Origin of the sequence: Bacillus subtilis subsp. subtilis str. 168 (genome assembly GCF_000009045.1) — a bacterium.
In the GTDB taxonomy this organism is placed as follows: domain Bacteria; phylum Bacillota; class Bacilli; order Bacillales; family Bacillaceae; genus Bacillus; species Bacillus subtilis.
Map to the genome: position 1 here is coordinate 2,933,142 of NC_000964.3, position 25,143 is coordinate 2,958,284.

A 25,143-nucleotide genomic window follows, 5' to 3' on the forward strand; every position below is an offset into this window, starting at 1 on the left:
TTACAATAGATTGAAAGCGTTTTTTGACAGGGGGATGGGTGAAATGATCACCAAGGATGTAAAGGAGCAGCTGATTCAGGTCTCCGGACCAGAAAACTTTGATGACTCGAATGCCGGCCGTCTCGTCTATTCATATGATGCGACGCCTCAGTATCAGTCTATGCCTGATGCCGTGATTGCTCCGAGGAATACTGATGAAATATCACGCATTTTAACAATTTGCAGCGAACATCGAGTGCCGATCGTTCCAAGAGGATCAGGGACAAACCTGTGCGGCGGCACGTGCCCGACTGAAGGCGGACTTGTGCTTCTCTTTAAGCACATGAACCAGATTCTTGAAATTGATGAAGAAAATTTAACTGCCACAGTTCAGCCGGGCGTCATTACGTTGGATATGATCCGGGCAGTTGAAAGCAAAGGTTTATTTTATCCGCCTGACCCGAGTTCTATGAAAATATCAACTATCGGGGGCAACATCAATGAAAATTCCGGCGGGCTACGCGGATTAAAATACGGTGTCACCCGCGACTATGTTATTGGACTGGAGGTTGTTCTCGCAAATGGTGACATCATCCGCACCGGCGGAAAACTCGCAAAGGATGTGGCCGGATACGATCTCACACGTCTTTTTGTCGGCTCAGAAGGAACACTCGGCATTGTGACAGAGGCAATCGTCAAACTCGTTCCAAAGCCGGAAACAAAGAAGACGCTGCTTGCCCTTTATGAAAACATCGATGCCGCTGCTCAAACGGTATCGGACATTATTGCCGCAAAAATTATACCCGCTACGCTTGAATTTCTCGATCAGCCTACACTATTGGTGATTGAGGATTATGCCAAAATCGGACTTCCGACAAGCGCAAAAGCAGTTCTGTTAATTGAACAAGACGGGCCATTTGAAACTGTTGAACGGGATATGGAAAAGATTGAGGCGATCTGCAAAAAAGGCGACGCCGTATCCGTTCAGACCGCACAAACAGAGGAGGAAGCGTTTGCCCTGACTGAAGCCCGGCGTTCTGCACTTTCTGCCCTAGCCCGCCTCAAACCGACGACGATTTTAGAGGATGCGACCGTTCCTCGCTCAGAAATCGCCAATATGGTTAAAGCGATTAATGATATTGCTGCTAAATATGATATTTCCATCTGCACCTTTGGTCATGCGGGAGACGGGAACCTTCACCCGACATGCACGACAGACATAAGAAATAAGGATGAAATGGAACGTGTCGAACAGGCTTTTGCCGAGATTTTTGAGAAAGCGATTGAACTTGGCGGGACGATAACCGGAGAGCACGGAGTCGGGGAAATGAAAGCGCCTTACTTGGAAATGAAGCTGAAAAAAGAAGGCATTGATGCGATGAAAGCGTTGAAAGCGGCATTTGACCCCCGGAACATATTAAATCCCGGCAAAATGTTTGCGAAAGATGCCAGAAAACGTGTGGTGGCGGAAAGATGACAACAGAAAAAGAAATGAAACAGATCCAAAATGAATTTAAAGAGCGTATGGATGAAGGAGAGTTATTAAATTGTATGCGCTGCGGCTTCTGTCTTCCTTCCTGTCCGACCTATATCGAATCGGGATTTCAGGAAACACACTCTCCGCGTGGGCGCATCGCCTTAATGAAAGCCGTAGCCGACGGTATGATTGAACCGGATGAAGATGTCGAACGGTCGCTGTCACTTTGCCTCGGCTGCCGCGCCTGTGAGCCTGTATGCCCGTCTGGCGTGAAATACGGGCAGCTGCTTGAGGAAGCCAGAGATATTATCCACCAAAATAAAAAACACTCTCTTGGTGAACGTGTCATGCGAAAGACGGCTTTTCACGAGCTGTTTCCGCATCAAAACCGCATGCGCTCAGCTGTAAGCCTTATCGGTTTGTATCAGCGTTCAGGACTGCAAACCGCTGTGCGAAAATCAGGCATGCTTCGGGTCCTGCCTGAGCATTTGCGGACGATGGAAGCTGTTCTTCCTGATGTTCCAAAAAGCAAAGACATGAAACATCGGCCGCGTTTCCTGCCTTCCATTGGCCCCATGAAAAAACGGGTCGCCTTTTTTTCGGGCTGCTTAATGGATACAATGTTTTTACCGACCAATAACGCCACATTGAAGCTTTTACAGCTGGCAGGCTGCGACATTGTCATTCCGCCTGAACAGGCTTGCTGCGGGGCGCTTCATGGACACAGCGGTGAAAAAAACACAGGGAAAGAGCTCGCGAAACAAAATATCGCTGCTTTCGAAGCATTAGACGTGGATGCAGTCATTACAAACGCAGGAGGATGCGGAGCCTTTCTCACTGAATATGATCATTTGCTGAAGGATGACCCTGAGTGGTCGGAACGGGCTGCCGCTTTTGTTCAAAAGCTGAAGGATTTTTCTTCTGTTTTGGTTGAACTCGATTTCCATCAAATGGATCTAGCACTCGAGACGCCTCAGGTCGTTACCTACCAAGATTCATGTCATCTAAGAAATGTGATGCATACGTCACTCGAGCCCCGCCAGCTTCTTAAAAGCATCAAAGGGGCGGAATTCAAAGAAATGGAGAAAGCAGACAGCTGCTGCGGGTCAGCGGGAATTTACAACATCGTCGAAGTTGAAATGTCTATGAAAATACTGGACAGCAAAATGGCTGCCGTCAAAGCAACCGAAGCGATCCTCATTGTAACAGCAAATCCTGGCTGCCTGCTGCAGATGAAGCTCGGCATTGAACGCGAAGGACTAAGCGGTAAAGTCAGAGCCGTTCACCTGGCTGATTTGCTATTAGAAGCAGCCGGGCACAAAACATCATGAGAAAGCCCAAAACAGACATTGTTTTGGGCTTTTGTGCGTTATTCCATCGGACTGCAAATTTCGATATAATGTCCATCCGGATCAGCGATATAGGCGACCGTCTGCCCCCATGGTTTCACTTTCGGCTCCCCGATAATCGATACGCCTTGTTCTCTCATCCTTTTGATGACCGCTTCTACATTTTCAGTAACAAACCCGATTTCAAATGTGTTTGAAGCAGATGTATCCGGAATGTCCAGCGCCGTGATGTCTCTGGCGCTTTCCCGGGTATTAAGCGCCAATATCGTAGACCCTGTATCAAATTCGACATACGTGCCGTGTTCAGCACGAATCGGCAGTCCTAAAATATCCCGGTAAAAAATGAATAGCCCGCTTGCTGTCCGATACGTATAGAATAAGATATTTCATTGATAGATTCATTGCCAACCCCTCTCAGCATTTTCAATAGTCCTTCTAGCCCGGTATAGATGCTTCCATCCTTAAGCTCGGATCTTTCCACATCTGCGCCCATTTTTTCACAGCCGCCACGATAATGATGAAGCCTAACACCAGCATGATGATAGATAATACGCCATTCAATACACTATATCCTGCTGCTTCAGGATTGAGATACACATTGCGCACCATCCAATAGCCCGCATAATTGACAGTGACATATAAATAGGCAAGCGGGATAAGGCAAGTCAGAATGTACCGGCGTTTATCGGCGATTTTCAGCACGATCGTCGCTCCGATAATCAGCCCCACTGAAGCCATCAGCTGATTAGAAACGCCGAAGAGCGCCCAAATGGAACCGATATCTCCTGAATACAGCAAGTACCCCCACATCAAACAGGCAAGCGCGCTGGCAAATACAGAGCCCGGAATCCAGTCTGTTTTCTTCAGCGGCTTATACACCTCCCCGAAGAAGTCCTGGATCAAATAACGGGCGACACGTGTGCCGGCGTCAATCGCTGTTAAAATAAAGACCGCTTCAAACATAATGACAAATTGGAAAAAGTATGAGGCCAAATGGCTGAAAAACGGCATTCCGGTAAAAATATAAGTCATCCCTACCGCAAGCGTGACGGCTCCCCCTGTTCTTCCTTCTAAGTCCAAACCGATTTCCCCGCTCAATTCAGGCAAATGTACGACATTCATGCCAAGCGTACGGAAAACCTCAGGCGTGCTGTTAATCGCAAAGTAATCAGCAGGCTGTAAAGCGGTCGCTGCAATCAGCGCCATGATACCGACAAGACACTCAACAAGCATTGCGCCAAACGCAACCGGCTTCATATCACTCCATTTATTCAGCATTTTCGGTGTCGTTCCTGAGCCGACAAAGGCATGGAACCCAGAGATCGCCCCGCAGGCGATGGTTATTGAGATGAACGGCCAGACAGGTCCTGCCAGCACCGGCCCTCCGCCTTTTACGAATTCTGTAAACGCAGGGAACGGAATGGACGGATTGACGACAAACACACCAACAATCAAAGCGATAAAAACACCGATTTTCATAAAGCTGCTTAAATAATCACGCGGAGCCAGAAGCAGCCAAACGGGAAGCGCAGCCGCAAAAAACGCATAAACAGGAAGCGCGATTGCAAGCGTTTTCGTATCTAGCGTTAAAAAGTCACCGAGCGCGGTAGTCTGTACCCATGGACCGATAAAGACTCCTGCCATTAAAAAGAGAAAGCCGACCGTTGAAGCGAGCTTTAAATTTCCCGTTTTCTTATAAAATAAGCCCACACCCATCGCAATCGGAATCGTAATCCCCACCGCAAATGTTCCCCATGGATTACGTTCAAGCGCATGCAAGACAACCATCGACAGGCCCGCCATTGTGATCGTGATGATAAACAGCATGGACAGTCCTGTACAAAATCCTGCAACAGGGCCAAGCTCATCCTTCGCCACTTCCGACAGCGATTTTCCGTTTTTGCGCATCGATGCAAACAACACCACAATATCATGGACGGCTCCCCCAATTACCGCCCCGATTAACAGCCACAATAATCCCGGCAAATAGCCAAACTGCGCCGCCAGAATTGGTCCGACCAGCGGCCCGGCCGCTGCGATCGCGGCAAAGTGGTGGCCGAACGAAACCCATTTATTTGTAGGCACATAGTCTTTCCCATCCTCAAGCGCATGAGCAGGTGTTGGCTTGTCATCATTCACTTTGAGAACCTTCACCATCATAAATGTTCCGTATAAACGATAGGCAATAGCCAAAATACACATTGATGCTATCACAATTGTAACCGCATTCATTTTCTCCCATCCCCTTTTCTGTTTTTCATAAATATATCATAATTTCATGGTGAAAAGCGGTCATTTTTTCCTATACAAAAAGCCGGCTGGAATGGGCCGGCTCGTGGCAGTTGAAAGACAAGCCGGAGAGAAATCTCCGGCTTTGCTATTCTTATGACTGTTTTTTCAGGCGGATCACATTCCAGGAAAGCGGCGTGAAATGAGCAGTTAAGCCGTTTTCGCTGACAGACGATGATCCGTTGGAATGCGGAACGACATTTTTTCTGTTATGCTGGTTTGTTGCTTTGATATCCTGATGCTCAAGTACGATGTGCTCTGCGATTTGGTAGGATTCAAAGCCTCTGAGCGAAATCTCCGTCTCCATCTGATCCTCAGCCTTGTTTACCGCAAAAATAGTGAGTGTTTCTTCCTCTTCAGAGTACACAACAGCAGCATCAACATATGGCACATCAGTGAAATCAGAACAATCGTACTTAGGAGAAGAAATAAGCGGTTTCAGTGACTCGCCCCTTCCGTAAACAGAAGCATGCATGTATGGATAGAAAATCGGCTGTCTCCATGCTTCTCCGCCTTTTTCCGTCATGATCGGCGCGATGACATTAACAAGCTGTGCAAGACACGCAATTTTCACACGGTCTGCGTGCTGCAGCATCGTAATGAGCAGAGAGCCGACTAATAAGGCATCTTCAAAATTGTAAATATCCTCTAAAATCGGACGCGCAGTGATCCACGGCTCGACTTTTTTATCAGCCTCATTTGAGTGGTACCAGACGTTCCATTCATCCAGAGAGAGATTGATAGTTTTCTTGCTGCGTGTTTTTGCTTTTACATAGTCACAGGTCGCAGCGACTGATTTGATAAAATGATCCAAATCCATAGAACGTGCCAAGTAGTTTGGCAGATTGTTATCCCGGTTTCCGTAGTAAGTGTGAAGAGAGATATAGTCGACATGCTCATACGTATGCTCAAGCACCTTCGCTTCCCAATCGATAAAGGTCGGCATACCGCTGTTTGAGCTGCCGCAGGCAACGAGTTCAATTGATGGGTCAACCCACTTCATGACCTTTGCTGTCTCTGCGGCAAGCCGTCCGTATTCATCAGCTGTTTTGTGGCCGATCTGCCATGGTCCATCCATTTCGTTTCCTAAGCACCATGTTTTGATGCCATACGGCTGTTCATAGCCATGCGATCTTCTTAAATCACTCCAGTAAGAGCCTTTCGGATGGTTGCAATATTCAACGAGATTACGGGCGGCATCTATGCCTCTTGTGCCAAGGTTGACGGCCATATTGACCTCAGTGTTCACCTTTTTTGCCCAAGATAAAAATTCATTTGTTCCCACTTCATTGGTTTCTGTCGTTTGCCATGCCAAGTCAAGCCGTCTCGGGCGGTTTTCGACTGGTCCGACACCGTCCTCCCAGTTGTATCCGGATAAAAAGTTTCCGCCCGGATAGCGGATGATGGGAACCTGTAATTCTTTGATCAGCGACTGGACATCTTTTCTAAATCCATCTTCATCCGCTTCAGGGTGATCAGGCTCGTATATGCCTTCATATACCGCACGACCCATATGTTCGATAAACGAGCCATAAATCCGTTTATCTACTTCACCGATTTTATATTCTTTGTCTACAATCATTCGCGCTTTTTTCATCACACGTTTCCTCCTTCATTAACCTTTGACTCCCCCTACCGTCAGGCCGGAGATAAAGTACTTTTGGAAAAACAAGAAAATGATAATCACCGGCAAAATCGCAAATACTGAGCCGGATATAAGCATGTCGTAATTATTTCCATAAGGGCTCAGCAAGCTGGACAGCCCTATTGGAAGCGTAAACATTTCTTTCGACCGAAGCACAATCAGCGGCCACAAGAAGTTGTTCCAGCTGTTTAAGGACTGAAGGATAATCATCGCACCGAAAGCCGGTTTCATCAGCGGTGCCATAATCCTGAAAAAGATGCCGAATTCCGTACAGCCGTCCATCCTTGCAGAGTCCAGCAGATCTCTTGGAAGGCCAAGAGCATATTGCCTGAAAAAGAAAACAGCAACAGGTGAAACGATAAACGGCAATATGACACCCGTATATGAATCGATCAAGTGCAGTCCGACAGTAAGTTTAAACAGAGGAAGCATCATCACTTCCAGCGGAACCATCATAATAATCAGCACAAGAACAAAGATGATATTTCTGCCCTTAAAATCATAAACCGCAAGCCCGTACCCGATCATCGAAGAAAAAAACAGAGTGAGCACAGTCGTAAAAAGTCCGAGTACAAGACTGTTAAAAAACCATTTGAAATAAATGCTGCCGCCATTAAACAGAAATGTGTAGTTATCAAAACTCATCACTTTTGGATCAATATCAAGATTCAGCCCCACACGCAAAAGCTCAGATGACGGCTTTAATGATCCTAAAAGCAAACAGAAAATCGGAAAAAGATACAATAGGCTCAGCATCATAAAAAACAGGGTCAGCGCAATTCTATAAACGCTAAACTGAGGACTGTGCCGCAACATTTATCCCTCCCCCTTAAACGAGCCTGACAGCTTTAATGAAATCAGGCTGACAACAAGGATCACAATCAAAAGCACAATGCCGATGGCCGCTCCGTATCCCATTTCATTGTAGGCAAGTCCCTGCTGATACAAATATCCGACAAGCGTCAGACCAATATTACCCGGGGAATTATTCTGCCAAAGGACGTAGCTTTCCTCAAACATCCTGAAGCCGCCGATGATGCTGATGGTCAGCACATATACGGTTACAGGCTTGAGAAACGGCAGCGTGATGTGCAGAAATTTTTTCATTGTATTCGCGCCGTCTATATCAGCGGCTTCGTACAGCTCTTTCGGCACATTTTGCAAACCTGCTAAAAAGTAAAGGATGTTGATTCCCATCCATCTCCATGAAGCAAGCAGCACCATCAAAAACATGCCGGTATGTTCATTGTTCATCCAGTTCTGAGGTGAAAAGCCGAGTTTAAGTAGGATGGAATTGGCCAGAGACGTTTCCATTTCTCCGAAGATCAGCCGAAAAATGATCCCCGCGACAATGGTTGAGGTCAATGCCGGGATAAATAATGCTGATTTAAATATATTTCTAAATTTGACCAGCTTTGAATTCAGGAATATGGCCAGAAGCAATGGAACAGGAATCAGCACGATCAGCGTCCAAAAGGTGTATTCCAGCGTATTCCAAAGGGCGGTATAGAACGTCGGGTTGTTTAGCGCTGTATAATTAGACAATCCGACAAAGGACACCTCTCCCGGCAAAATTCTTTGGAAGCTCATGATGAAGACACTAATGATGGGGTATAGAAAAAATACGAGAAAGGATAAAACGAATGGCGCTGTAAACAGATAGGGCGCCGCTTTTTTTGAATAAAACAGATCTCGCCAGCCTGATTGTTTCGCAGCTGAAGGAACGGGATGAACCGTTCCCGTTTTCACAGGTTTCATGAGAACCTCCCCGCTTTCACTTTTTGAATGGGATTCTATTTCTGTTTCAGTTCACCTGCCGCTCTGTCCAAGGCTTGTTTAGGCGTTTTTTGCTGAGATTTAAGCGCGTCGAACAATACGCTTCTGTTGACAAGGTCTGAAGCCTTGGCAAAATCCTCATGTAAATAAATTGGATTGATTTCATCCTTGATATCGAGCAGCACAGAAAAAATGCCTGTTCCGTTTTGGAAGTAATCCGTGTATTTGTTTTTCTCTTTCAATTCCTTGGAGCTCCAAACATCCCAGCGAAGCGGGTCAAAGCCGAGTACGCTCCAGAGTTTTTTATTTCCTTCTTCAGAGCCCTTCGCAAAGGCCAAAAACTCTTTTGCTAACTCAACATGCTTGGATTGCTTCGGTACAACAGTTGCCGTACCGCCCAAACCTGCCGAGCGGTCGCCCCCCTCTTTCCATGCCGGGAGCGGTCTGATGGCAATCTTCCCTTTCAGATCAGGCATATAATCGATAAATCTTCCCATATACCAAATCGGCATGAGAACTGAAGCAGCTCCTCCTTGGTTCATAAAGCCGTAGTATTCTTCACTGTGATGCCCGCCGCCCGGCGCAGGAATCATCGTTTTATCATTGATCATGTCTTTTAAATATTGAAGTGTTTTTACGTTGGTGTCATTATTGAGGATCAGCTTGCCGTTTTTATCAAAATAGCCTGAGTTTTGCTGTGAAATCATAGATAAGAACGTTGCGGAATCATTTGTTTCCACCGTTCCCATCGGCTTCCCGGTCACTTTGCGCACTTTCTGTCCGGCTTTATGGTAATCATCCCATGTTTTAATATCGTCAGGATTGACGCCGGCTTTTTTCATCACATCCATGTTATAAAACATGACCGTTGTCCCTACATGTGTATCGAGTCCGTAAAGCTTTCCGTTTTTGCTGTACAATGTCAGCCGCGCCTCAACGAATTTATCGCGATCCTTTTCAATCAGCGGAGTCAAGTCGGCAAGCGGTATGTCAGAGCCCTTCAAAAAGTTTGAAAAACGGGCCAATTCGACATCTGCAATATCAGGAACGCCTTCTCCCGCTATTAGGGAGATAGATAAGTTATCGTGCATTTGTCCATATGGATAAACGACCGTATTCAGCTTAATTTTGCGGTCAGGATATTTTTTGTTCCATTCCTTCACCATTTCCACATAGAACTGCTCATGAAGCCCGTTAAATGTCCAAAAGGTCAGCTCAGTTTCACCCGATTTGCCGGATGATTTTTCTGCTGAACACCCGGCAATGACTAATGTCAGCAACATCATGAGCACAAGAAAACAGACAGTCATTTTTTTCATCTGCGTTACCCCTTCCATTCGAGGTGCGGGCTATTCATATAGACCATGGTTGATCAGCGTTTTGTTTTCATTGATGATTCTTAATCCGGTGCATCGGTCTCTTAAGGTGTGCGCGTGTCTGAAGGCATTTTTGACGGAATCCTGCCCGACACCGATTTCGTCAAAATACGCAGGGCCTCCGGCTGATCTCAGCCAATCAGCCAGCACTTCTCCTCTCGGGAGTGTTTGATAAGCCGATTGGATGGCTTCCCGGCGGCTTGGTGAAAATTCGTTCAGCCCGTCATCCTGAGCGAGCTTTCTGTATGTGTCAGTTAATAAAACAGCGGCACAGCCCACCTTTGCCCCATGAAGAATCTGAGGCCGTTTTTTCTCCATTAACTCCATTTCAATCCAATGTGAAATATGATGCTCGCCGCCTGATGCCGGTCGGGAATGATCTAATGCCAGCATGACAAGCCCCGATACAAGTAAAGACTCCATCAAAACCCGTATGCCAGTTTCCGTTTTCATCGCAATGTCTTCTGTGTGTTCAATGCAGGCAGCAAGCGCCTCCTGAACGATCTTAGCTCCTGCAGGCGAATAAGGCTCACCGGCAAGATGCCGGGATATTTCCCAATCTGCTAAAGACGTGATTTTACCGAGCATGTCACCAAAGCCAGCCGCCACCATTGACTGCGGTGCCGCTTTTAATAGATCCAGATCAGCGAACAGCGCAGATGGGGCCTTCGTTTGAATGGTTGTTTTCGTGCCGTATAAAATAATCGGCGCACCGGCTGATGTAAAACCGTCTACAGATGGAGCAGTCGGATAAGAAATAAACGGCAAATCTCTTTGAAACGCCGCAAAGCGGACGATATCATGAATCGTGCCCGAACCGACTGCGATCATGACATCCGTTGGTTGTTTCGTATGGATCAGCACATGAATGAGCGATCGTTCATCAGCTGTCACATCTCCGGCTTCATTTTCTGGAATGATCAGGCACTCGGCCTGAAATCCTTCTTGATTCAGTCGGTTTTCTAAATCAATTCCTGCAATGCGGTGTGTATTCGCGTCGCAGACAAGGACAATATGTTGATTGTTTTTTCGTTTTACATAATCCAAAAGCGAATCAGCTGCTTGCTTACCGAGAACAATTTCTTCAACTTTTATAGGCAACGTCTTTTCTCCGGCGTTTTCAAAAGCACGCTGAACGTCAGCTGCGATACGATTCATATCAGAATCCCCTCCTCAGCCAATTTGGTTACATCCTTAATAGAATCCAGCACATAATCCGGCGTGTACAAACGCTGTTCACCCTGTTTCGCAGAACCAGTTAGCACTAAGGCGCTTTTCATGCCATAAAGCTTCCCCATCGCAATGTCAGATTCAATGCTGTCTCCTATAATCATGCATTCATGTGCGGACAGCCCCATTGCTGTACAGGCAGCCTCCGCCATCAGCCATGACGGTTTTCCGACAACAAGTTCAGTCTTCGCTTGTGCAGAAGTCTCAATTGCCCCGATCATTCCGGCCACATCAATGGCATTTCCGTCTTCGTTCGGAAAAGAGCGGTCTTTGTTTGTAGCGATAATACGAGCGCCGCCGGCAGCCGCTTGAAAGGCTTGATTTAAATCGTCGTACGTGAGCGTTTCATGAAGGGAGATCACGAGCCAATCCGCTTCCTTCGGTTCGCTCGCGTTCTGCACACCGGCCAGCCTCAGCTCGTCAACCAAGCCTTGCTCCCCAAGCACCCATACCTTTGAAAAACGATAATGTTTTTTCAGAAAAGCCGCTGTCACGCTTGATGACAGAACAATGTCGTTTACGTCCGTTTCAATCCCCGCGCCAAGAAGTTTTTTTCTGCACATGGCACGGGAGATATTCCCCCGGTTGCTTAAAAAGACGATTTTCTTTCCCATTCTCCTAAGCGTTTTGATCGCTTCTCTTGCTCCTTCGATCAACTCATTTCCTCTGAATACAGTACCGTCCAAGTCAATCAGAATGCCAGCCGGTGACACAGGCGTATCATGACTGGCCATAATACGCATTTGCTCCGTGTTTTCGATAAAAATGCTTTTCATGCAGGACTGTATTGATTGGGGTTACATCCTTGTTCAGCATAATGGAGTGATAGGCCATTTCGGCAACCGTTTCTAATACAACTGCGTTATGAATGGCATTTAAGGCGTCAGTGCCCCAGCAGAACGGTCCGTGATTATTCACGAGCACACCCGGCACCTGTTCGTAATTATGATGCTGAAAGGTTTCCGCTATGACTTTTCCTGTATTCAGTTCGTAGTCATGAATGATTTCTTCATCGTACATTTCTCGAGTACATGGAATCGCACTGTCAAAATAATCAGCATGGGTCGTGCCTAACGGAGGGATGTCTCTGCCCGATTGCGCCCAGCTTGTCGCCCATTGAGAATGGGTATGGACAATTCCCCCGATATTCGGAAAGGCTTTATATAGATAAACATGGGTAGGTGTATCTGAAGAAGGTTTAAGCGAGCCTTCGACGACCTCTCCATCAAGGTTCAAAACAACCAAGTCATCGGCTGTCAGGTCGCTGTATTCGACTCCGCTAGGTTTGATGACAATTCTTTCTTTTTCACGGTCAATGCCGCTGACATTTCCCCACGTAAAGGTTACCAGCTGATGCTCTTGAAGCTTCAGGTTGGCAGCCAGCACTTCTTTTTTTAATGTTTCAAGCATGCTCCATCACCCTTTATCAATTCTTTTTGGCGGCAGATGAAAATTGAAGATTTTTGATCGTTTTCAGACGCTTCATGACATGGTTTTCTTTTCCGAAATAATGAACCAGCTCTTTATATTCAGCGTACAATTTTTCATAAACCGCGGCGTTTTCGGCATTTGGCGTATAAGTTATATCTTTCAGTTTTCCCATGTTCGCCGCTGCCTTTTTGATATCATCGTAGCCGCCTTTTTCTTTGCCTGCTGCAAGCGCGCCGAAAATGGCAGATCCTAAGGCTGGGGCTTGCGGTGAACCAGAGATTTTAATGTCCATGTTTGTCACATCCGCATAAATCTGCATGACAAACGGGTTTTTCTCAGCTATTCCGCCGGCTGCGAACAGTTCCTCAATCGGAACACCGCTTTCTTTGAATGTTTCGATAATCATCCGGGTTCCGTAAGCTGTCGCTTCAACTAACGCTCTATAAATCTCTTCAGGCTTCGTCAGCAGTGTCATGCCAAGCAGCATCCCTGTTAAATCTGCATCAACAAGAGTTGAACGGTTTCCATTCCACCAATCTAAAGCAAGCAAGCCGCTTTCACCAGGCGCTTGATGGTTTGCTTTCTCACTCAGCAGCTCATGAACGCCAATGTTTTTTTCCTTTGCTTCCTCTTGATAAGCTGGCGGGACACATGTTTTCACAAACCAGTCAAAATGATCGCCGACACAGGACTGCCCGGCTTCATATCCCGCATAGCCCGGGAGAATTCCGTTGTCCACAACGCCGCACATTCCTGGAACGATATGCACCTCTTCACCAAGTAGAACATGGCACGTCGAGGTTCCCATAATCATCAGCATTTTCCCTGGCTCTGTAATGCCGACCGCCGGTACCGAAACATGAGCGTCCACATTGGCAACCGCAACAGCCGTTCCCGGGAGAAGCCCTGTCAGCTTTGCCATTTTTTCAGTCAGACTGCCGGCTTTTTCTCCTACTGAATGAATAGAACCTGACAATTTGTCCTTTGTAATCGTTTTCATTGAAGGATTTAATTTCTCAAAGAAATCATCTGACGGATACCCCGCTTTTTCACTCCACATCGCTTTATACCCTGCGGTACAATTGCTTCGCTTGAGCGAGCCGCACAGCTGGTACACGATCCAGTCCGCAGCCTCGATGATCCGGTCAGCCGCTTCATAAATGTGAGGCGCTTCCTCGGCAATTTGCATGACCTTTGGAATCATCCATTCTGATGAAATTTTTCCTCCGTACCGCTGTAAAAAAGCCTCTCCTTCTTCTTCCGCGATTTGATTGAGCCGATCAGCATGTTTTTGGGCCGCATGATGCTTCCAGAGCTTCACATAGCTGTGCGGCTCCTCTTCATATTCAGGCAGCATGCATAACGGCTGCCCGCTGCTGTCAATAGGAAGGATCGTACATGCCGTGAAATCAATTCCAATCCCGATAATGTCTTTCGGGTCAACGCCCGTCTGTTCGAGTAAAGACGGAATGGTTGTTTCCAAGACTTCGAGGTAATCAGCAGGGTGCTGCAGCGCCCAGTCACGCGGCAGCTTTTGACCCGTTTTTGGAAGGACGGTATCAATGACAGCATGCCTGTATTCTTTTACAGCAGCCGCAAGTTCCTCCCCTGTTTGGACATGAACGAGCACTGCTCTTCCTGATAAAGTTCCAAAATCAACCCCTATTGTGTAAGCCATGTGACATCCCCCTCTACTTTTGAAGCCGGTAAAGCGCCTCGTTCCATTTTAACTCGTGTTTCAGTTTATGAATTGTCGTATCACGGGAAATGAGAACACTTTCGATTCCCGCCATTTCCGCCCAATCAAGCATTTGCTCCGCTGTCAGTTCATAAGACAGGCAGGTATGGTGTGCACCGCCGGCTAAAATCCATGCCTCCGCTGCTGTTTTCAATGACGGCTCCGGCTTCCAGAGAACACGGGCAACCGGTAAATTCGGCATGTCTTTTTCAATTTCCTGGCCGTTGACTTCATTCAGCACAAGGCGGAAACGCCCGCCAATATCAACAATGCTAGCTTGAATGGCAGAACCGCTGATGCCGTTAAATACCAAACGCGCAGGGTCCTCTTTGCCGCCAATCGAAAGCGAATGAACCTCGATTTTCGGCTGATCCAAAGCGACAGTCGGACACACTTCAAGCATGTGAGAGCCCAGAATCATTTCATTTCCCGGTTCAAAATGGTACGTGTAATCTTCCATGAAGGAAGTTCTTTTTCCTTTAGCCATGATTTTCATCATCCGTACAAGGGCCGCTGTCTTCCAATCTCCTTCACCGGCAAACCCATAGCCTTTCTCCATCAGGCGCTGAACGGCAAGTCCCGGCAGCTGTTTCATTCCGTGCAGCACTTCAAACGATGTCGTAAACGCTGTGTATCCGCCTTGCTCAAGAAAAGCGGTTAATCCAAGTTCAATTTTCGCCTGTTCTTTAATGGACGCTACCTTTGCTTCGTCACGTTTTGTTTCCTCACTGATCACATATAGTCTGTCATACTCGGCATAAAGCGTGTCAACCTCGTCGTCCGTAATGCGATCCATCACTTCAACGAGATCCCCGATGCCATATCCGTCAACCTGCCAGCCAAATTGAATATGCGCTCCCACCTTGTCTCCGTCCGTTACCGCGACATGACGCATGTTATCTCCAAATCTGGCAACCTTAATATGTCTGCTTTCATTTAATGCAGCCGCCGTATCCATCCACTGGGACATTTCTTTTTTCACTTCTTCATCATCCCAATAGCCGGCAATGACTTTTCGGCTAAGCCCCATTCTCGAGTTGATGTAACCGTACTCTCGATCGCCATGCGCGGATTGGTTGCTGTTCATAAAATCCATGTCAATCGTACCCCACGGGATATCGCGATTATATTGGGTATGCAAATGCATAAGCGGTTTTTGATAAGAGGAAAGGCCTTCTATCCACATTTTTGCAGGGGAAAATGTGTGCATCCATGTAATGATGCCAGCACATGTCTCACTGTACTCCGCTTCTCTTAACAGCTCTCTAATGGTTTCCGGTGAAGTGACGACGGGCTTATGAGTGATTTTATATCTGGAAGAAATCCCGCTGAGCCCCTCACAAATGCTTTTAGCATGCTGATCTACGAGTTCCAGCGTCTCTTCCCCGTATAGGTGCTGGCTTCCTGTCACAAACCAGAATTCATAATCCTTTGTCTGAAGCATGTAAACTGCCCCTTTCTCATAAAATAAAACGCTTTCAAATACAAAAGATACGTACTAATGATAGAAAATAAACCTATAAATAAATATTTGTACGAACAATTTTATTATAGTAATTGACTATTATACTGTCAATCTTTTCTTTTAAAAAAAGCCGGGGGCAGAGCCCGGCTTTTTAATTCAATAGGACGGCCAGCCCGAGCTCCAATTCAAATCATTGATGAGAAGCTTTGGAATGCCGTTGTCATTGGCATCATAGGCATGGCGAACAAGAATGTTTCCGTTCACAATATCCTGGCCTCCAGGTCCTTTCCATTGGTCATTGCCCGAATCCAAAATGGTGCCTCCGCCTTCAAGCATGCTTTTTCCGCTTTTATCAAGATAAGGGCCTGTAATGCTTTTGGATCTTCCGTAAGCAATTTTGTACGTACTGTTTACCCCGTCACAGCATTTATCAAATGAAACCATTAAATAGTAATATCCATTTTGATACGTAAGAGTAGGAGCTTCTAAGGCACCTCCATTATTCGGTCTAGCTGCAATCGAATAGAGCGAGCCTGTAGGCTTCATTGTACTCTTATCGAGCTTAGTCAGCTTAATGCCGCTCCAAAACGAGCCGAATGCAAGCCACGGGTTGCCATCCTTATCGAATGTCAGCTCCGGATCAATGGCGTTATAATTATTTGAGCTTGTCGAACGGATCACCAAGCCCTCGTCCTTCCAGCCCCCCGAACTGATGCTTGTTGAAGATGCCAGGCCAATGGCAGATGTATTGCTTCCAAAAGAAGAAACGGAATAATATAGCCAGTACTTGCCGTTATAGTATTGGATGTCCGGCGCCCACTGGTTTTGGCCATAATTCGGCACATAATTGGACCACCACGATAGCGGTGTAGTGAAAATGGATTTTTGTACGGTCCAATTTTTAGCGTCTGAAGACTTCAAAACCCGCAGTCCCCGTTCTTCAGTAAGCCCTGTTCCGAGCGCATACCATGAGCTCCCCTCTTTAATCATAGTCGGGTCATGAAGCAGCTCATTGGATGCACCCCAAAACGCTGCCTCTGCGGGAGCAGCAGAAGTGAATATCAAACCTGCAGCCAGAGCTGCACTCGAAAAGTGTAAGAAGCGTTTCCATGTTTTTTTCTTTTTCAATTTTGTTCAACCTCCTTTATTTTAGAAAGCGCTTACAAATTAGATTATTTATCCTCCCTTCCTGTCAAATCGACTGCGTATCGTATATCGTCATGTTCAGGAAATTTTCGGTATCCCCTTTATTGTAGTCACTATGCTGTAATTTGTACAGACAAAAAAATAGAATCCACCTCAATAGGCGGATTCTTCCGTATCTTTATTGGTACGTAATTTCGTCAACCGTTTTTCGGTCTAACTTCTTAATGACTTCTGTAATTAACTTTACCGCGTTTTCATAATCATCACGATGCAGCATGGCCGCGTGCGTATGAATGTAGCGGGTTGCAATGGTAATGGACAGCGCAGGAACGCCATTTGCCGTCAAATGGATGGCACCCGAATCAGTTCCGCCGCCGGCAATGGCATCAAATTGGTACGGAATGCCGGCTTCCTCCGCAGTGGCTACAACTGCATCGCGCAAACCTTTGTGAGAGACCATGGATGCATCGTAAACGATAATCTGCGGGCCTTTGCCCATTTTGCTCTGCGCTTCCTTCTCGGAAATGCCAGGCGTGTCTCCTGCTATCCCTACATCAACACCAAACGCAATATCAGGCTGAATGGTGTGTGCAGCCGTTTTCGCTCCCCTCAGCCCGACTTCCTCCTGCACGGTTCCGACGCCATACACTATATTTGGATGATCTGTGTTTTGTAAGTTTCTTAACACATCAATAGCAATCGCACAGCCGATGCGGTTGTCCCAGGCCTTTGCGAGTAGGAATTTTTCATTGTTCATGACCGTAAATTCAAAATGCGGAACGATCATATCTCCCGGAAGTACACCCCACTCCAAGGCTTCTTCCCGGCTTGAAGCTCCAATATCAATAAACATGTCTTTTATTTCCACTGATTTTTTTCTTGCTTCAGGAGACAAAATATGAGGCGGCTTAGATCCGATAACCCCTGTGATTTCTCCTTTTTTTGTGACAATGGTGACGCGCTGAGCAAGCATAACCTGAGCCCACCAGCCGCCAACGGTTTGAAAACGGATAAAGCCTTTATCTGTGATTTGTGTCACCATAAAGCCGACTTCATCCAAATGTCCGGCGATCATAATTTTCGGGCCGTTTTCTGCACCAGTTTTTTTTGCAATTAAACTGCCCAGGCGATCTGTTGTCACCTCATCAGCAAATGGTTCTATGTATGATTTCATCACTTGCCTTACTTCTCTTTCATTGCCCGGTATGCCTTTTGCATCTGTTAAATCTTTCAGCATGGTCAATGTTTCATCTAATTTTGCCATGTTCCAAACCCTCCTTCATCAGTCCTGCATTCTTATTATACAAAACATGGCGCTAACCATACGACTATTTCACTTGAAAATCGGGTATATGTTTTTACAGCTTTCTTTTAGAAAAAGTGAAACCTTTTTCTATGCTTTTCGTATTACATCAGATCATCACCATAAGGGAGGTGCCTTCACACAATGTTTGTCATGGTTCTAAGGATTATTTTGCTTGCACTTTTTGCTTATTGTATTTATGCCGTGGTCAAATATGTCGCGAATCCTAAGAGAAGGCTTAAGCTGGCCCAATCAAAAGAACATTTTTATATTATTGATGAACAAAACAATACCCGGAAGAATTTTCAGCTGACGTATAAAGGCGTGCTTTTTGAGGGAGAAAAGCATATTCCTTCCAAGGATCATCCGCTGTTTATTCACACGATCTTTGTCTGGACAGAATCTCCTGAGAAGCTGAAACATTTCTCTGCAAAAGATTTTGAGAACATTGAAGAAAAAGTGCTGGAACGATATCCAAATTGTAAGATTGACTGGGACCAGCCCATTAAACTCGCAAAAAAAGCAGAAGAGCGTTAAACGCTTTTCTGCTTTTTATAAATCAAACGGGCTGTAGTAAATAGCGATGAGAATCGCTTCTATTACCAGAAGAAGCGGTACTCCGTACTTAAAAGAAGCGTGTTTCGTTTTATGTCTGAAGGTTTGCATGCCAAGCCAGACACCGAGCGCTCCAAACACGATGGCTATCAGCCACAGCCGGTCTTCAGAAATTCTCCACTTGTGCTGCTGCGCTTTGCGTTTGTCAATGCCCATCACCCAAAAACCGCACAGATTAATCAACACCAAATAAGCAGCAATAATCATGTTGCCTCATCCTTTATATAGAAAAAGCCGCTCTGCTGGAGAGCGGCTCTATATGATTACTTGTTTAATTGAGCTTTAGCAGCATCAGCAAGCTGATTGAATGCAGTAAGATCGTTTACAGCAAGATCAGCAAGCATTTTACGGTTTACTTCGATACCAGAAAGCTTAAGACCGTGCATTAAACGGCTGTAAGAAAGGCCGTTCATGCGAGCAGCTGCGTTGATACGAGTGATCCAAAGTTTACGGAAATCACGTTTTTTCTGACGACGGTCACGGAAAGCATAGTTTCCAGATTTCATGACCTGCTGGTTAGCTACTTTGTATAATGTATGTTTTGAACCGAAATAACCTTTTGCTAATTTAAGAACCTTTTTACGACGCTTACGTGTAACAGTTCCGCCTTTTACTCTTGGCATTGAATTTCCCTCCTAATTGTTCCTTATCCGATTACTTGATGTTAGCAAGCATTTGTTTGATACGTTTGAAGTCTCCTGCGCTTACAACAGCACTCTTGCGAAGCTTACGCTTTTGCTTTTGAGATTTGTTGGCGAATAAGTGACTTGTGTACGCGTGAGAACGTTTTAACTTCCCAGAACCTGTCTTTTTAAAACGTTTAGCAGATCCGCGGTGAGTTTTCATTTTTGGCATGGGATTTCCTCCTTATTGCTTTTCGTTTTTCGGTGCGAGCATTAAGAACATGCTGCGGCCGTCCATTTTTGGTTTTGTTTCGACTGTCGCAACCTCAGCACATGCTTCGGAGAAACGGTCTAATACACGCTGACCGATTTCTTTATGAGTGATTGCGCGTCCTTTAAAGCGGATAGAAGCTTTCACTTTATCGCCTTTTTCAAGGAATTTAATCGCATTGCGCAATTTCGTGTTAAAGTCATGCTCATCGATTGTCGGACTTAACCGAACTTCTTTTAAGTTAATGATTTTTTGATTCTTGCGTGCTTCTTTTTCCTTTTTCTGCTGCTCAAATCGGAACTTACCGTAGTCCATGATTCGGCAGACAGGCGGTTTTGCATTCGCTGCAACTAACACAAGGTCAAGATTTGCGCGGCCGGCGATTTCAAGTGCTTCCTGACGGGACTTGATTCCAAGCTGGTCGCCATTTTGTCCGATTAAACGGACCTCACGTGCACGGATACCCTCATTAACCAATTGATCTTTGCTAATAATGAGCCACCTCCATAGTTTCTTCGAATTGATTCACAACTCATTTTGAATGCATTTTGCAGGCAAACAAAAAGTGTGGGCATTATAAAACACCCACACTACGAACATCTGTATCAATAAAAATGTACGGTCAACCTGCCAACTACATGCATGTGTCAATCAGGTGAGAAGCGGGTGCTTCTGCTTGTGATTTATATTCAATTCAATAACTATTCTACACAATACCGGATCTTTAGTCAAGGACGACTTATCCGGAACAACTTTTACATTGTAACATGGGTTTTCTATGAGCGCAAGAGAGAAAAAGAAAATCTTTCATCCCCACCCAGAATACAAAGAACCAACAATTCCCCCTTATTACGCAATTTACAACAAAACCACCGACAGGAAGAAATGTAAAACAAAGTTAATCTCTGACCGATATAAGGAGCAGAAGGGAGCCTGACACATGAACAAACTGATACAGCTTGCTTTATTTTTCACATTGATGTTAACCGGTTGCTCGAATAGCAGCACATCTTCCGAATCAAAAGTCGAAACCACTGTTAAGACAACGGCAGCATTTCCTCAAAAGGAGCTGGAGAAAGAGCTAAAAAAACTAAAACCCGTTTCATTGGACATGAAGTTCGAGAGTCCACTCGCTACCGAGTTAGGAAAGCGGAAGGCAAAAGAGGAAGCTGAAAAGCAAAGACAAATCGCCGCTGAGAAAAAGCTTGAAAAAGAGCGGGAGGCGAAACGAAAGAAACAGCAGGAGGAAAAAGCGGAGAGACAGCGATTAGCAGAGCAGCAGGCTGCAGAGAGACAGCGATTAGCCGAAGCGGAAAGACAAGCTGAACTTGAAAGACAGCGGCAGGCAGCAATCCAAAAAGAGCAGAAAGCGAACGCTGAGAAAAAGCGGCAATCGCAGGCACAACGGCAGCAGACTGAGGCACCCTCATCTAATAGTCAAGATCCACCATCTTCCTCGAGTCAGACAGATAAAACCATTCAACAGCCAGCTTCAGAGCTTCCTGATGACGATGGTTATGGTTATGAAGAACGAAAAAAGTGGCATGACGATCAAGTAGAATGGGGCATTAAACAAGGGTATATCGATCCCGAAGACGCACCATAAAATAAAAAAAGCCAAGGCATTCAGCCTTGGCTTATCCTCCGATCAGCTGCACGAACACAGGGATGACCAGAACCGTTACCACTCCTACTACGACAACAGCAATACTTGCCATCGCAGCTTCAACTTCTCCCATCTCAATCCCGACCGCTACACCAAGTGCATGTCCGGATGTTCCAAGAGCCAATCCTTTAGAAATCGGATTTTTCACTTTAAACACCTTCAAGAACAATGCTCCGAGCGCATATACGATGACAGCGTTAAAGATGACCGCAAAGGCTGTGATGTCGCTGATGCCCCCGATGCCTTTTGATAAAGGAAGCGCAATTGCCGTTGTAGCCGCCTGCGGAAGCATGCTTTTCATTACGGCCGAATCGAGATGAATGCCTTTAGCGAGCAGATAAACAATCGTGACAGAGCAGATAGAGCCGGCAATAATGGAGGCCATGATTTGCCACCAGTACTTTTTAAGCTTATCTCTTTGTTTGTACAAAGGAATTGCAAATGCGATCGTTGCCGGTTCAAGAAAAAACTTAATGATCTCTCCCCCGTTATTATAATCCGCGTAGGAAAAACCGCCGATTTTTAAAAATGCGATCCCCAGCACCATGGCAACAAACAAAGGAGTGAAAAGGAAGAAGCCTTTCGTTTTCTTAAATAAAAAGGTGCCGATGCCGAATGCAGCAAGTGATACGACAATCCCAAAATAAGGACTCATTGTGCTTTCCATGTGAAGAACCTCCTGTTTCCCTTAATGGTGAACGAGTTCGTTATTGTTCTGCGGGCTTTGCACTGTTTTTGTTTTCATGTCCGCTTCGGTTTTGCGTTTTCCGCTCAGCGACAGAATCAGCTGAGAAAACAATCCCGTAGCCCCCAGCAAAATAATCGTTGCGAGCAGAATGACAAGAACAATTTGCAGGCCGTATTGCTGCATCACACCAAGCGAATTCATAACAGATATACCTGATGGAACAAATAAAAATCCGATCAGAGAGGTTAAAGACGTTCCGAGCGTCTCCACTTGTTCCAGTTTAATGACTTTCAAACATAATAGGAGAAATAATAAGACCAACCCTACAACCGATGCCGGGATAGGTATTGGGACAATAGCGGCAATCATATTTGAAACCAGCATAATGACGGCAAAAATAAATGCTTGTGTTAAAAACCCGTACACTTTTTTAGCACTCATTTTCTTCACCTCTTTCTCTTTGGTACCCTCATTATAAATAAGAATTCCCTGTTATAAAGCGCTTACAAGATAACATGCCGTATAGCGGGTCTGAGTTGCAGAATCAAATGGCTGAAATGCAAAAAGCCGCCCATCAAATATGGAGCAGCTTTTTCAATTCCTTCGCATATGTCCGGCTGACCGGTATTTTCGATCCGTCTTTCATGATCAGATTATACGTTGAATTAAACCATGGCTGAATTTCTTTAATATATTCAGTATTCACGACAAAGCTCCGATGGACGCGGATAAAATCAGAATCCGGCAGCTTTTTCTCAATCACAACGAGTGTATCGCTGACCGTATAAGAATGATCGAAGGTTTTTACATTGACATGACCATCTTCTGTTCCGGCATAGATAATGTCCTTCGTATCCACAATCACAATCGATTCCCCCACAGATAGCGCGAGCTTGTGCTGGCCGGCATGGCTGTTTTGCTCTGTTTCTACAATATCCCGATTGACTTTTTTATATTTTTTCAGCGTTTGCTGAATTCTTTCTTCATCGAAAGGCTTGGTTAAATAATCAAGAGCGTCCACCTCAAACGCTTTGAGCGCATACTGGTCATACGCTGTCGCAAACACAATAGCAGGAGGATGCTTCATTTTCTTCAATCGCTTTGCGATATCAAAACCGTTTTCTCCGGATAAATCAACGTCTAAAAACAGCAAATCAGGTTTTTGATCCATCATTTGGTCAAAAGCGGATTCGATATTTTCCGCTTCATTGATTTCCATTTCATCATTGGTCCGCTTAAGCAAGTAAGCCAGTTCATCCCTTGCCAGCATCTCATCATCAACTATTAACACCCTGAGCATGTTCTTCTCCCTCTTTCATCTGTTGCATTGGCACTTGAAAGGAAACCTCTGTCCCTTTATGAACCTCACTGCTGATATGCAGTGCAGCCTGCTGTCCGAATAAACCGATCAGCCGCTGATTTAGGTTATAAAGCGCTGTACCGGTTCCCTCCTTAGACGGAAACGGTTTCTTCCCCAGTTCCGGCAAGACGTCCGGCGGAATTCCGCGTCCGTTATCCGCCACCTTCATATAGACGGATGCATCATCAGATAAGACACAGACTGTAACCTTGCATATGTCTTGTTTTTTCGGAAACGCGTGCCGAAGCGCGTTCTCGACAAGCACCTGCAAAACAAACGGAGGGATTTCAATCTGCTCCAGTCTGCTGTCGATATTAAGCTCAATTTTATATTTCCCGGGAAAACGCGCCTGTTCTAATGACAAATAGGCGTTAAGATGGTTCAGCTCCTTTGAGAGCGGAATCAGCAGCTGTCTCGCTCCTTGAAGGTTTGAACGAAAATAAACACTGAGCTGCAATAGGAGCTTACGGGTTTTTTCAACATCTGTACGGCATAACGCAGAAATCGTGTTGATCGCATTAAATAAAAAATGCGGATTCACCTGTGCTTGAAGCGCTTTAATTTCAGCATCCTTGAGAAGTTTGCTTTGCAGCTCTGCTTCCCCAAGCTCAAGCTGTGTCGAAAACAGCATGGCCAGCCCCTCGGCAAGTTCCTCCTCTACCTGACTCAGGCCTGCCGGGCTTTTAAAGTACATTTTTAAGGTGCCGATTGTATTGCCGTTCGATGTCAGCGGTAGGACAATTGCAGCGTGCAAAGGGCATTCAGCATGCGTGCATTCAATCTCTTCCTGCGAAATCGCCTTCATAATATGCCCTGTTTTAATCACCTTTTTGGACAGGCCGGTGATCAAGCTTTTCGATGGGATGTGGTGATCCATTCCCGCACCGACATGCGCAAGGATCTTTTCTTTGTCAGTGAGAGACACCGCATCTGTTCCTGTCAGCTTATGGATAATAGCCGCTACACTTTTACAGGAGTTTTCATTTAATCCTTGGCGGAAAAATGGAAGTGTCTGATCAGCAATCGTAAGCACTCGATGCGTTTCGAGAGCCCTTGCCTGTTCTTCCTTGCGAATGATCGCTTGAATAATAGACAGAAAAATAAAACTGCCTGTTCCATTGATGAGTATCATCGGAATTCCGATCATGCTGACAAGCTCCCAAGCGTCACTGAACGGCTTTGCCATCAGCAAAATAATGATCATTTGCAGTGACTCCATGCCGATTCCCACAAGAGCGGCGATGCGCGGTGTCGGCATTCGATATCGCTTCGTAAAATACCTGCCGATCAAGCCTGCAAGAACACCCGCTAAAATAGATGAGACGGCACAGCTTAAGGCCGTGCTGCCACCGAGTGAAAAACGATGCAGGCCCGCAAGTATGCCGATCCCAGCCCCTACAAAAGGACCTCCGAGAAGGCCCCCGATTTCCACGCCCAAAATACGGGTATTCGCGATAGAGCCCGATGGATCTATCGTAAACACCCAGTCATTGTTTACAATCATATTTCTTTGAATTTCGATGCCTGTATAATTGCTGATGATGCTGAAAAGAGAAAAAATAGAAATTAAAATCGCTTTTCCTTTATAGCCGTCCTGATTCTGAAGAGCTTGTCTGAAAAGTTTCGTATGGGCGAGAATGAACCCTAATATAACAATAATCCCCACTCTCTCCAGCATCATAATCATTAAATGAATCATTCATGTCACCTGTTCTT

26 protein-coding genes and 1 other RNA gene are annotated in these 25,143 nt (G+C 45.7%); 4 read left to right on the forward strand and 23 right to left on the reverse strand.

Annotation, left to right across the window (positions count from 1 at the left end):
- The first annotated feature begins 43 nt into the window (after positions 1 to 43).
- Both glcD and glcF read left to right on the forward strand, forming a co-directional pair.
- The gene (gene glcD, locus BSU_28680; RefSeq protein ID NP_390746.1) at positions 44 to 1,456 is read left to right on the forward strand and encodes a glycolate oxidase subunit; all 1,413 of its coding nucleotides are present in this window, start codon (positions 44 to 46) and stop codon (positions 1,454 to 1,456) included.
- Positions 1,453 to 2,787 (forward strand): glycolate oxidase (iron-sulfur subunit), encoded by a 1,335-nt coding sequence (gene glcF / locus BSU_28690; RefSeq protein NP_390747.1) that lies wholly within the window; start codon positions 1,453 to 1,455, stop codon positions 2,785 to 2,787. Before glcD ends, glcF begins: the two co-directional genes overlap by 4 nt.
- Before the next feature lie 38 nt (positions 2,788 to 2,825).
- On the opposite strand, the gene ysfE is transcribed toward glcF, so the two are convergent.
- The 14 genes from ysfE to frvX form a co-directional block, all read right to left on the reverse strand.
- Positions 2,826 to 3,068 carry a hypothetical protein gene (gene ysfE / locus BSU_28700; protein NP_390748.1) on the reverse strand — a complete coding sequence of 81 codons (243 nt, stop codon included), beginning with the start codon at positions 3,066 to 3,068 and terminating at the stop codon, positions 2,826 to 2,828.
- Positions 3,069 to 3,127: 59 nt separating this feature from the next.
- Entirely contained in the window at positions 3,128 to 3,298 is a 171-nt protein-coding gene (locus BSU_28709; protein ID YP_009513996.1) for a hypothetical protein, read from the reverse strand.
- Entirely contained in the window at positions 3,241 to 5,037 is a 1,797-nt protein-coding gene (cstA, locus tag BSU_28710) for a carbon starvation-induced membrane protein (RefSeq protein ID NP_390749.2), read from the reverse strand. Before cstA ends, BSU_28709 begins: the two co-directional genes overlap by 58 nt.
- A gap of 151 nt (positions 5,038 to 5,188) precedes the next feature.
- Positions 5,189 to 6,691, reverse strand: coding sequence for an alpha-L-arabinofuranosidase (gene abfA / locus BSU_28720; protein ID NP_390750.2), 1,503 nt, complete (start codon positions 6,689 to 6,691; stop codon positions 5,189 to 5,191).
- 18 nt (positions 6,692 to 6,709) lie between these two features.
- Positions 6,710 to 7,555, reverse strand: a complete 846-nt coding sequence (gene araQ / locus BSU_28730; RefSeq protein ID NP_390751.2) for an arabinose/arabinan permease — start codon at positions 7,553 to 7,555, stop codon at positions 6,710 to 6,712.
- Complete coding sequence (araP, locus tag BSU_28740; protein ID NP_390752.1) at positions 7,556 to 8,497, reverse strand: arabinose/arabinan permease; 942 nt, start codon at positions 8,495 to 8,497, stop codon at positions 7,556 to 7,558.
- A 35-nt stretch (positions 8,498 to 8,532) separates the two neighbouring features.
- On the reverse strand, positions 8,533 to 9,834 hold the full coding sequence (gene araN, locus BSU_28750; RefSeq protein ID NP_390753.2) for a sugar-binding lipoprotein: 1,302 nt from the start codon (positions 9,832 to 9,834) through the stop codon (positions 8,533 to 8,535).
- A 30-nt stretch (positions 9,835 to 9,864) separates the two neighbouring features.
- On the reverse strand, positions 9,865 to 11,049 hold the full coding sequence (gene egsA, locus BSU_28760; RefSeq protein ID NP_390754.1) for a sn-glycerol-1-phosphate dehydrogenase [NAD+] (catabolic): 1,185 nt from the start codon (positions 11,047 to 11,049) through the stop codon (positions 9,865 to 9,867).
- The gene (gene araL, locus BSU_28770; protein ID NP_390755.1) at positions 11,046 to 11,864 is read right to left on the reverse strand and encodes a glycolytic and pentose phosphate intermediates phosphatase; all 819 of its coding nucleotides are present in this window, start codon (positions 11,862 to 11,864) and stop codon (positions 11,046 to 11,048) included. The genes egsA and araL overlap by 4 nt, the downstream gene beginning before the upstream one ends.
- On the reverse strand, positions 11,842 to 12,531 hold the full coding sequence (gene araD, locus BSU_28780) for an L-ribulose-5-phosphate 4-epimerase (protein ID NP_390756.1): 690 nt from the start codon (positions 12,529 to 12,531) through the stop codon (positions 11,842 to 11,844). Before araD ends, araL begins: the two co-directional genes overlap by 23 nt.
- Positions 12,532 to 12,547: 16 nt before the next feature.
- On the reverse strand, positions 12,548 to 14,230 hold the full coding sequence (gene araB, locus BSU_28790) for an L-ribulokinase (protein ID NP_390757.1): 1,683 nt from the start codon (positions 14,228 to 14,230) through the stop codon (positions 12,548 to 12,550).
- Positions 14,231 to 14,243: 13 nt separating this feature from the next.
- Positions 14,244 to 15,734, reverse strand: a complete 1,491-nt coding sequence (gene araA / locus BSU_28800) for an L-arabinose isomerase (protein ID NP_390758.2) — start codon at positions 15,732 to 15,734, stop codon at positions 14,244 to 14,246.
- 177 nt (positions 15,735 to 15,911) lie between these two features.
- A complete protein-coding gene (abnA, locus tag BSU_28810; protein ID NP_390759.2) occupies positions 15,912 to 16,883 on the reverse strand; it encodes an arabinan-endo-1,5-alpha-L-arabinase in 972 nt (323 codons plus the stop codon).
- Positions 16,884 to 17,079: 196 nt separating this feature from the next.
- Positions 17,080 to 18,165, reverse strand: coding sequence for a putative fructose-lysine aminopeptidase (gene frvX, locus BSU_28820; protein NP_390760.1), 1,086 nt, complete (start codon positions 18,163 to 18,165; stop codon positions 17,080 to 17,082).
- A gap of 183 nt (positions 18,166 to 18,348) precedes the next feature.
- On the opposite strand from frvX, the gene ysdB reads away from it, so the two are divergent.
- Positions 18,349 to 18,741: a hypothetical protein gene (gene ysdB / locus BSU_28830; RefSeq protein ID NP_390761.1), complete on the forward strand. Its 393-nt coding sequence runs from the start codon at positions 18,349 to 18,351 to the stop codon at positions 18,739 to 18,741.
- Positions 18,742 to 18,756: 15 nt separating this feature from the next.
- Here ysdB and ysdA read toward each other — a convergent pair whose 3' ends face one another.
- The 5 genes from ysdA to BSU_misc_RNA_47 all read right to left on the reverse strand — a co-directional run bounded on the left by ysdA (position 18,757) and on the right by BSU_misc_RNA_47 (position 20,409).
- Positions 18,757 to 19,026, reverse strand: a complete 270-nt coding sequence (gene ysdA, locus BSU_28840; protein ID NP_390762.1) for a putative membrane component — start codon at positions 19,024 to 19,026, stop codon at positions 18,757 to 18,759.
- A 56-nt stretch (positions 19,027 to 19,082) separates the two neighbouring features.
- On the reverse strand, positions 19,083 to 19,442 hold the full coding sequence (gene rplT, locus BSU_28850; RefSeq protein NP_390763.1) for a ribosomal protein L20: 360 nt from the start codon (positions 19,440 to 19,442) through the stop codon (positions 19,083 to 19,085).
- 31 nt (positions 19,443 to 19,473) lie between these two features.
- Positions 19,474 to 19,674, reverse strand: coding sequence for a ribosomal protein L35 (gene rpmI, locus BSU_28860; RefSeq protein ID NP_390764.1), 201 nt, complete (start codon positions 19,672 to 19,674; stop codon positions 19,474 to 19,476).
- Positions 19,675 to 19,686: 12 nt separating this feature from the next.
- Positions 19,687 to 20,208: an initiation factor IF-3 gene (gene infC / locus BSU_28870; protein ID NP_390765.1), complete on the reverse strand. Its 522-nt coding sequence runs from the start codon at positions 20,206 to 20,208 to the stop codon at positions 19,687 to 19,689.
- 61 nt (positions 20,209 to 20,269) lie between these two features.
- An RNA gene (locus BSU_misc_RNA_47) (mRNA L20_leader attenuator sequence) lies at positions 20,270 to 20,409 on the reverse strand.
- 244 nt (positions 20,410 to 20,653) lie between these two features.
- On the opposite strand from BSU_misc_RNA_47, the gene yscB reads away from it, so the two are divergent.
- On the forward strand, positions 20,654 to 21,319 hold the full coding sequence (yscB, locus tag BSU_28890) for a putative lipoprotein (protein NP_390767.2): 666 nt from the start codon (positions 20,654 to 20,656) through the stop codon (positions 21,317 to 21,319).
- Positions 21,320 to 21,350: 31 nt separating this feature from the next.
- Here yscB and pftB read toward each other — a convergent pair whose 3' ends face one another.
- The 4 genes from pftB to lytS form a co-directional block, all read right to left on the reverse strand.
- On the reverse strand, positions 21,351 to 22,046 hold the full coding sequence (pftB, locus tag BSU_28900; protein ID NP_390768.1) for a pyruvate import system subunit B: 696 nt from the start codon (positions 22,044 to 22,046) through the stop codon (positions 21,351 to 21,353).
- 21 nt (positions 22,047 to 22,067) lie between these two features.
- Positions 22,068 to 22,508 carry a pyruvate uptake system subunit A gene (gene pftA, locus BSU_28910; RefSeq protein ID NP_390769.1) on the reverse strand — a complete coding sequence of 147 codons (441 nt, stop codon included), beginning with the start codon at positions 22,506 to 22,508 and terminating at the stop codon, positions 22,068 to 22,070.
- A 133-nt stretch (positions 22,509 to 22,641) separates the two neighbouring features.
- On the reverse strand, positions 22,642 to 23,367 hold the full coding sequence (gene lytT / locus BSU_28920) for a two-component response regulator [LytS] (protein ID NP_390770.1): 726 nt from the start codon (positions 23,365 to 23,367) through the stop codon (positions 22,642 to 22,644).
- On the reverse strand, positions 23,345 to 25,126 hold the full coding sequence (lytS, locus tag BSU_28930; RefSeq protein ID NP_390771.1) for a two-component sensor histidine kinase [LytT]: 1,782 nt from the start codon (positions 25,124 to 25,126) through the stop codon (positions 23,345 to 23,347). The genes lytT and lytS overlap by 23 nt, the downstream gene beginning before the upstream one ends.
- Positions 25,127 to 25,143: the final 17 nt, after the last annotated feature.

What these genes read in the sequence shown, in the direction of transcription:
- glcD (NP_390746.1), top strand. Translation starts at nt 44, where the DNA reads ATGATCACCAAGGATGTAAAGGAGCAGCTGATTCAGGTCTCCGGACCA.
- glcF (NP_390747.1), top strand. Translation starts at nt 1,453, where the DNA reads ATGACAACAGAAAAAGAAATGAAACAGATCCAAAATGAATTTAAAGAG.
- BSU_28709 (YP_009513996.1), bottom strand. Translation starts at nt 3,298, where the DNA reads ATGGGCGCAGATGTGGAAAGATCCGAGCTTAAGGATGGAAGCATCTAT.
- cstA (NP_390749.2), bottom strand. Translation starts at nt 5,037, where the DNA reads ATGAATGCGGTTACAATTGTGATAGCATCAATGTGTATTTTGGCTATT.
- abfA (NP_390750.2), bottom strand. Translation starts at nt 6,691, where the DNA reads ATGAAAAAAGCGCGAATGATTGTAGACAAAGAATATAAAATCGGTGAA.
- araQ (NP_390751.2), bottom strand. Translation starts at nt 7,555, where the DNA reads ATGTTGCGGCACAGTCCTCAGTTTAGCGTTTATAGAATTGCGCTGACC.
- araP (NP_390752.1), bottom strand. Translation starts at nt 8,497, where the DNA reads ATGAAACCTGTGAAAACGGGAACGGTTCATCCCGTTCCTTCAGCTGCG.
- araN (NP_390753.2), bottom strand. Translation starts at nt 9,834, where the DNA reads ATGAAAAAAATGACTGTCTGTTTTCTTGTGCTCATGATGTTGCTGACA.
- egsA (NP_390754.1), bottom strand. Translation starts at nt 11,049, where the DNA reads ATGAATCGTATCGCAGCTGACGTTCAGCGTGCTTTTGAAAACGCCGGA.
- araL (NP_390755.1), bottom strand. Translation starts at nt 11,864, where the DNA reads ATGCGTATTATGGCCAGTCATGATACGCCTGTGTCACCGGCTGGCATT.
- araD (NP_390756.1), bottom strand. Translation starts at nt 12,531, where the DNA reads ATGCTTGAAACATTAAAAAAAGAAGTGCTGGCTGCCAACCTGAAGCTT.
- araB (NP_390757.1), bottom strand. Translation starts at nt 14,230, where the DNA reads ATGGCTTACACAATAGGGGTTGATTTTGGAACTTTATCAGGAAGAGCA.
- araA (NP_390758.2), bottom strand. Translation starts at nt 15,734, where the DNA reads ATGCTTCAGACAAAGGATTATGAATTCTGGTTTGTGACAGGAAGCCAG.
- frvX (NP_390760.1), bottom strand. Translation starts at nt 18,165, where the DNA reads ATGGCAAAATTAGATGAAACATTGACCATGCTGAAAGATTTAACAGAT.
- ysdB (NP_390761.1), top strand. Translation starts at nt 18,349, where the DNA reads ATGTTTGTCATGGTTCTAAGGATTATTTTGCTTGCACTTTTTGCTTAT.
- ysdA (NP_390762.1), bottom strand. Translation starts at nt 19,026, where the DNA reads ATGATTATTGCTGCTTATTTGGTGTTGATTAATCTGTGCGGTTTTTGG.
- rplT (NP_390763.1), bottom strand. Translation starts at nt 19,442, where the DNA reads ATGCCAAGAGTAAAAGGCGGAACTGTTACACGTAAGCGTCGTAAAAAG.
- rpmI (NP_390764.1), bottom strand. Translation starts at nt 19,674, where the DNA reads ATGCCAAAAATGAAAACTCACCGCGGATCTGCTAAACGTTTTAAAAAG.
- yscB (NP_390767.2), top strand. Translation starts at nt 20,654, where the DNA reads ATGAACAAACTGATACAGCTTGCTTTATTTTTCACATTGATGTTAACC.
- pftB (NP_390768.1), bottom strand. Translation starts at nt 22,046, where the DNA reads ATGGAAAGCACAATGAGTCCTTATTTTGGGATTGTCGTATCACTTGCT.
- pftA (NP_390769.1), bottom strand. Translation starts at nt 22,508, where the DNA reads ATGAGTGCTAAAAAAGTGTACGGGTTTTTAACACAAGCATTTATTTTT.
- lytT (NP_390770.1), bottom strand. Translation starts at nt 23,367, where the DNA reads ATGCTCAGGGTGTTAATAGTTGATGATGAGATGCTGGCAAGGGATGAA.
- lytS (NP_390771.1), bottom strand. Translation starts at nt 25,126, where the DNA reads ATGATTCATTTAATGATTATGATGCTGGAGAGAGTGGGGATTATTGTT.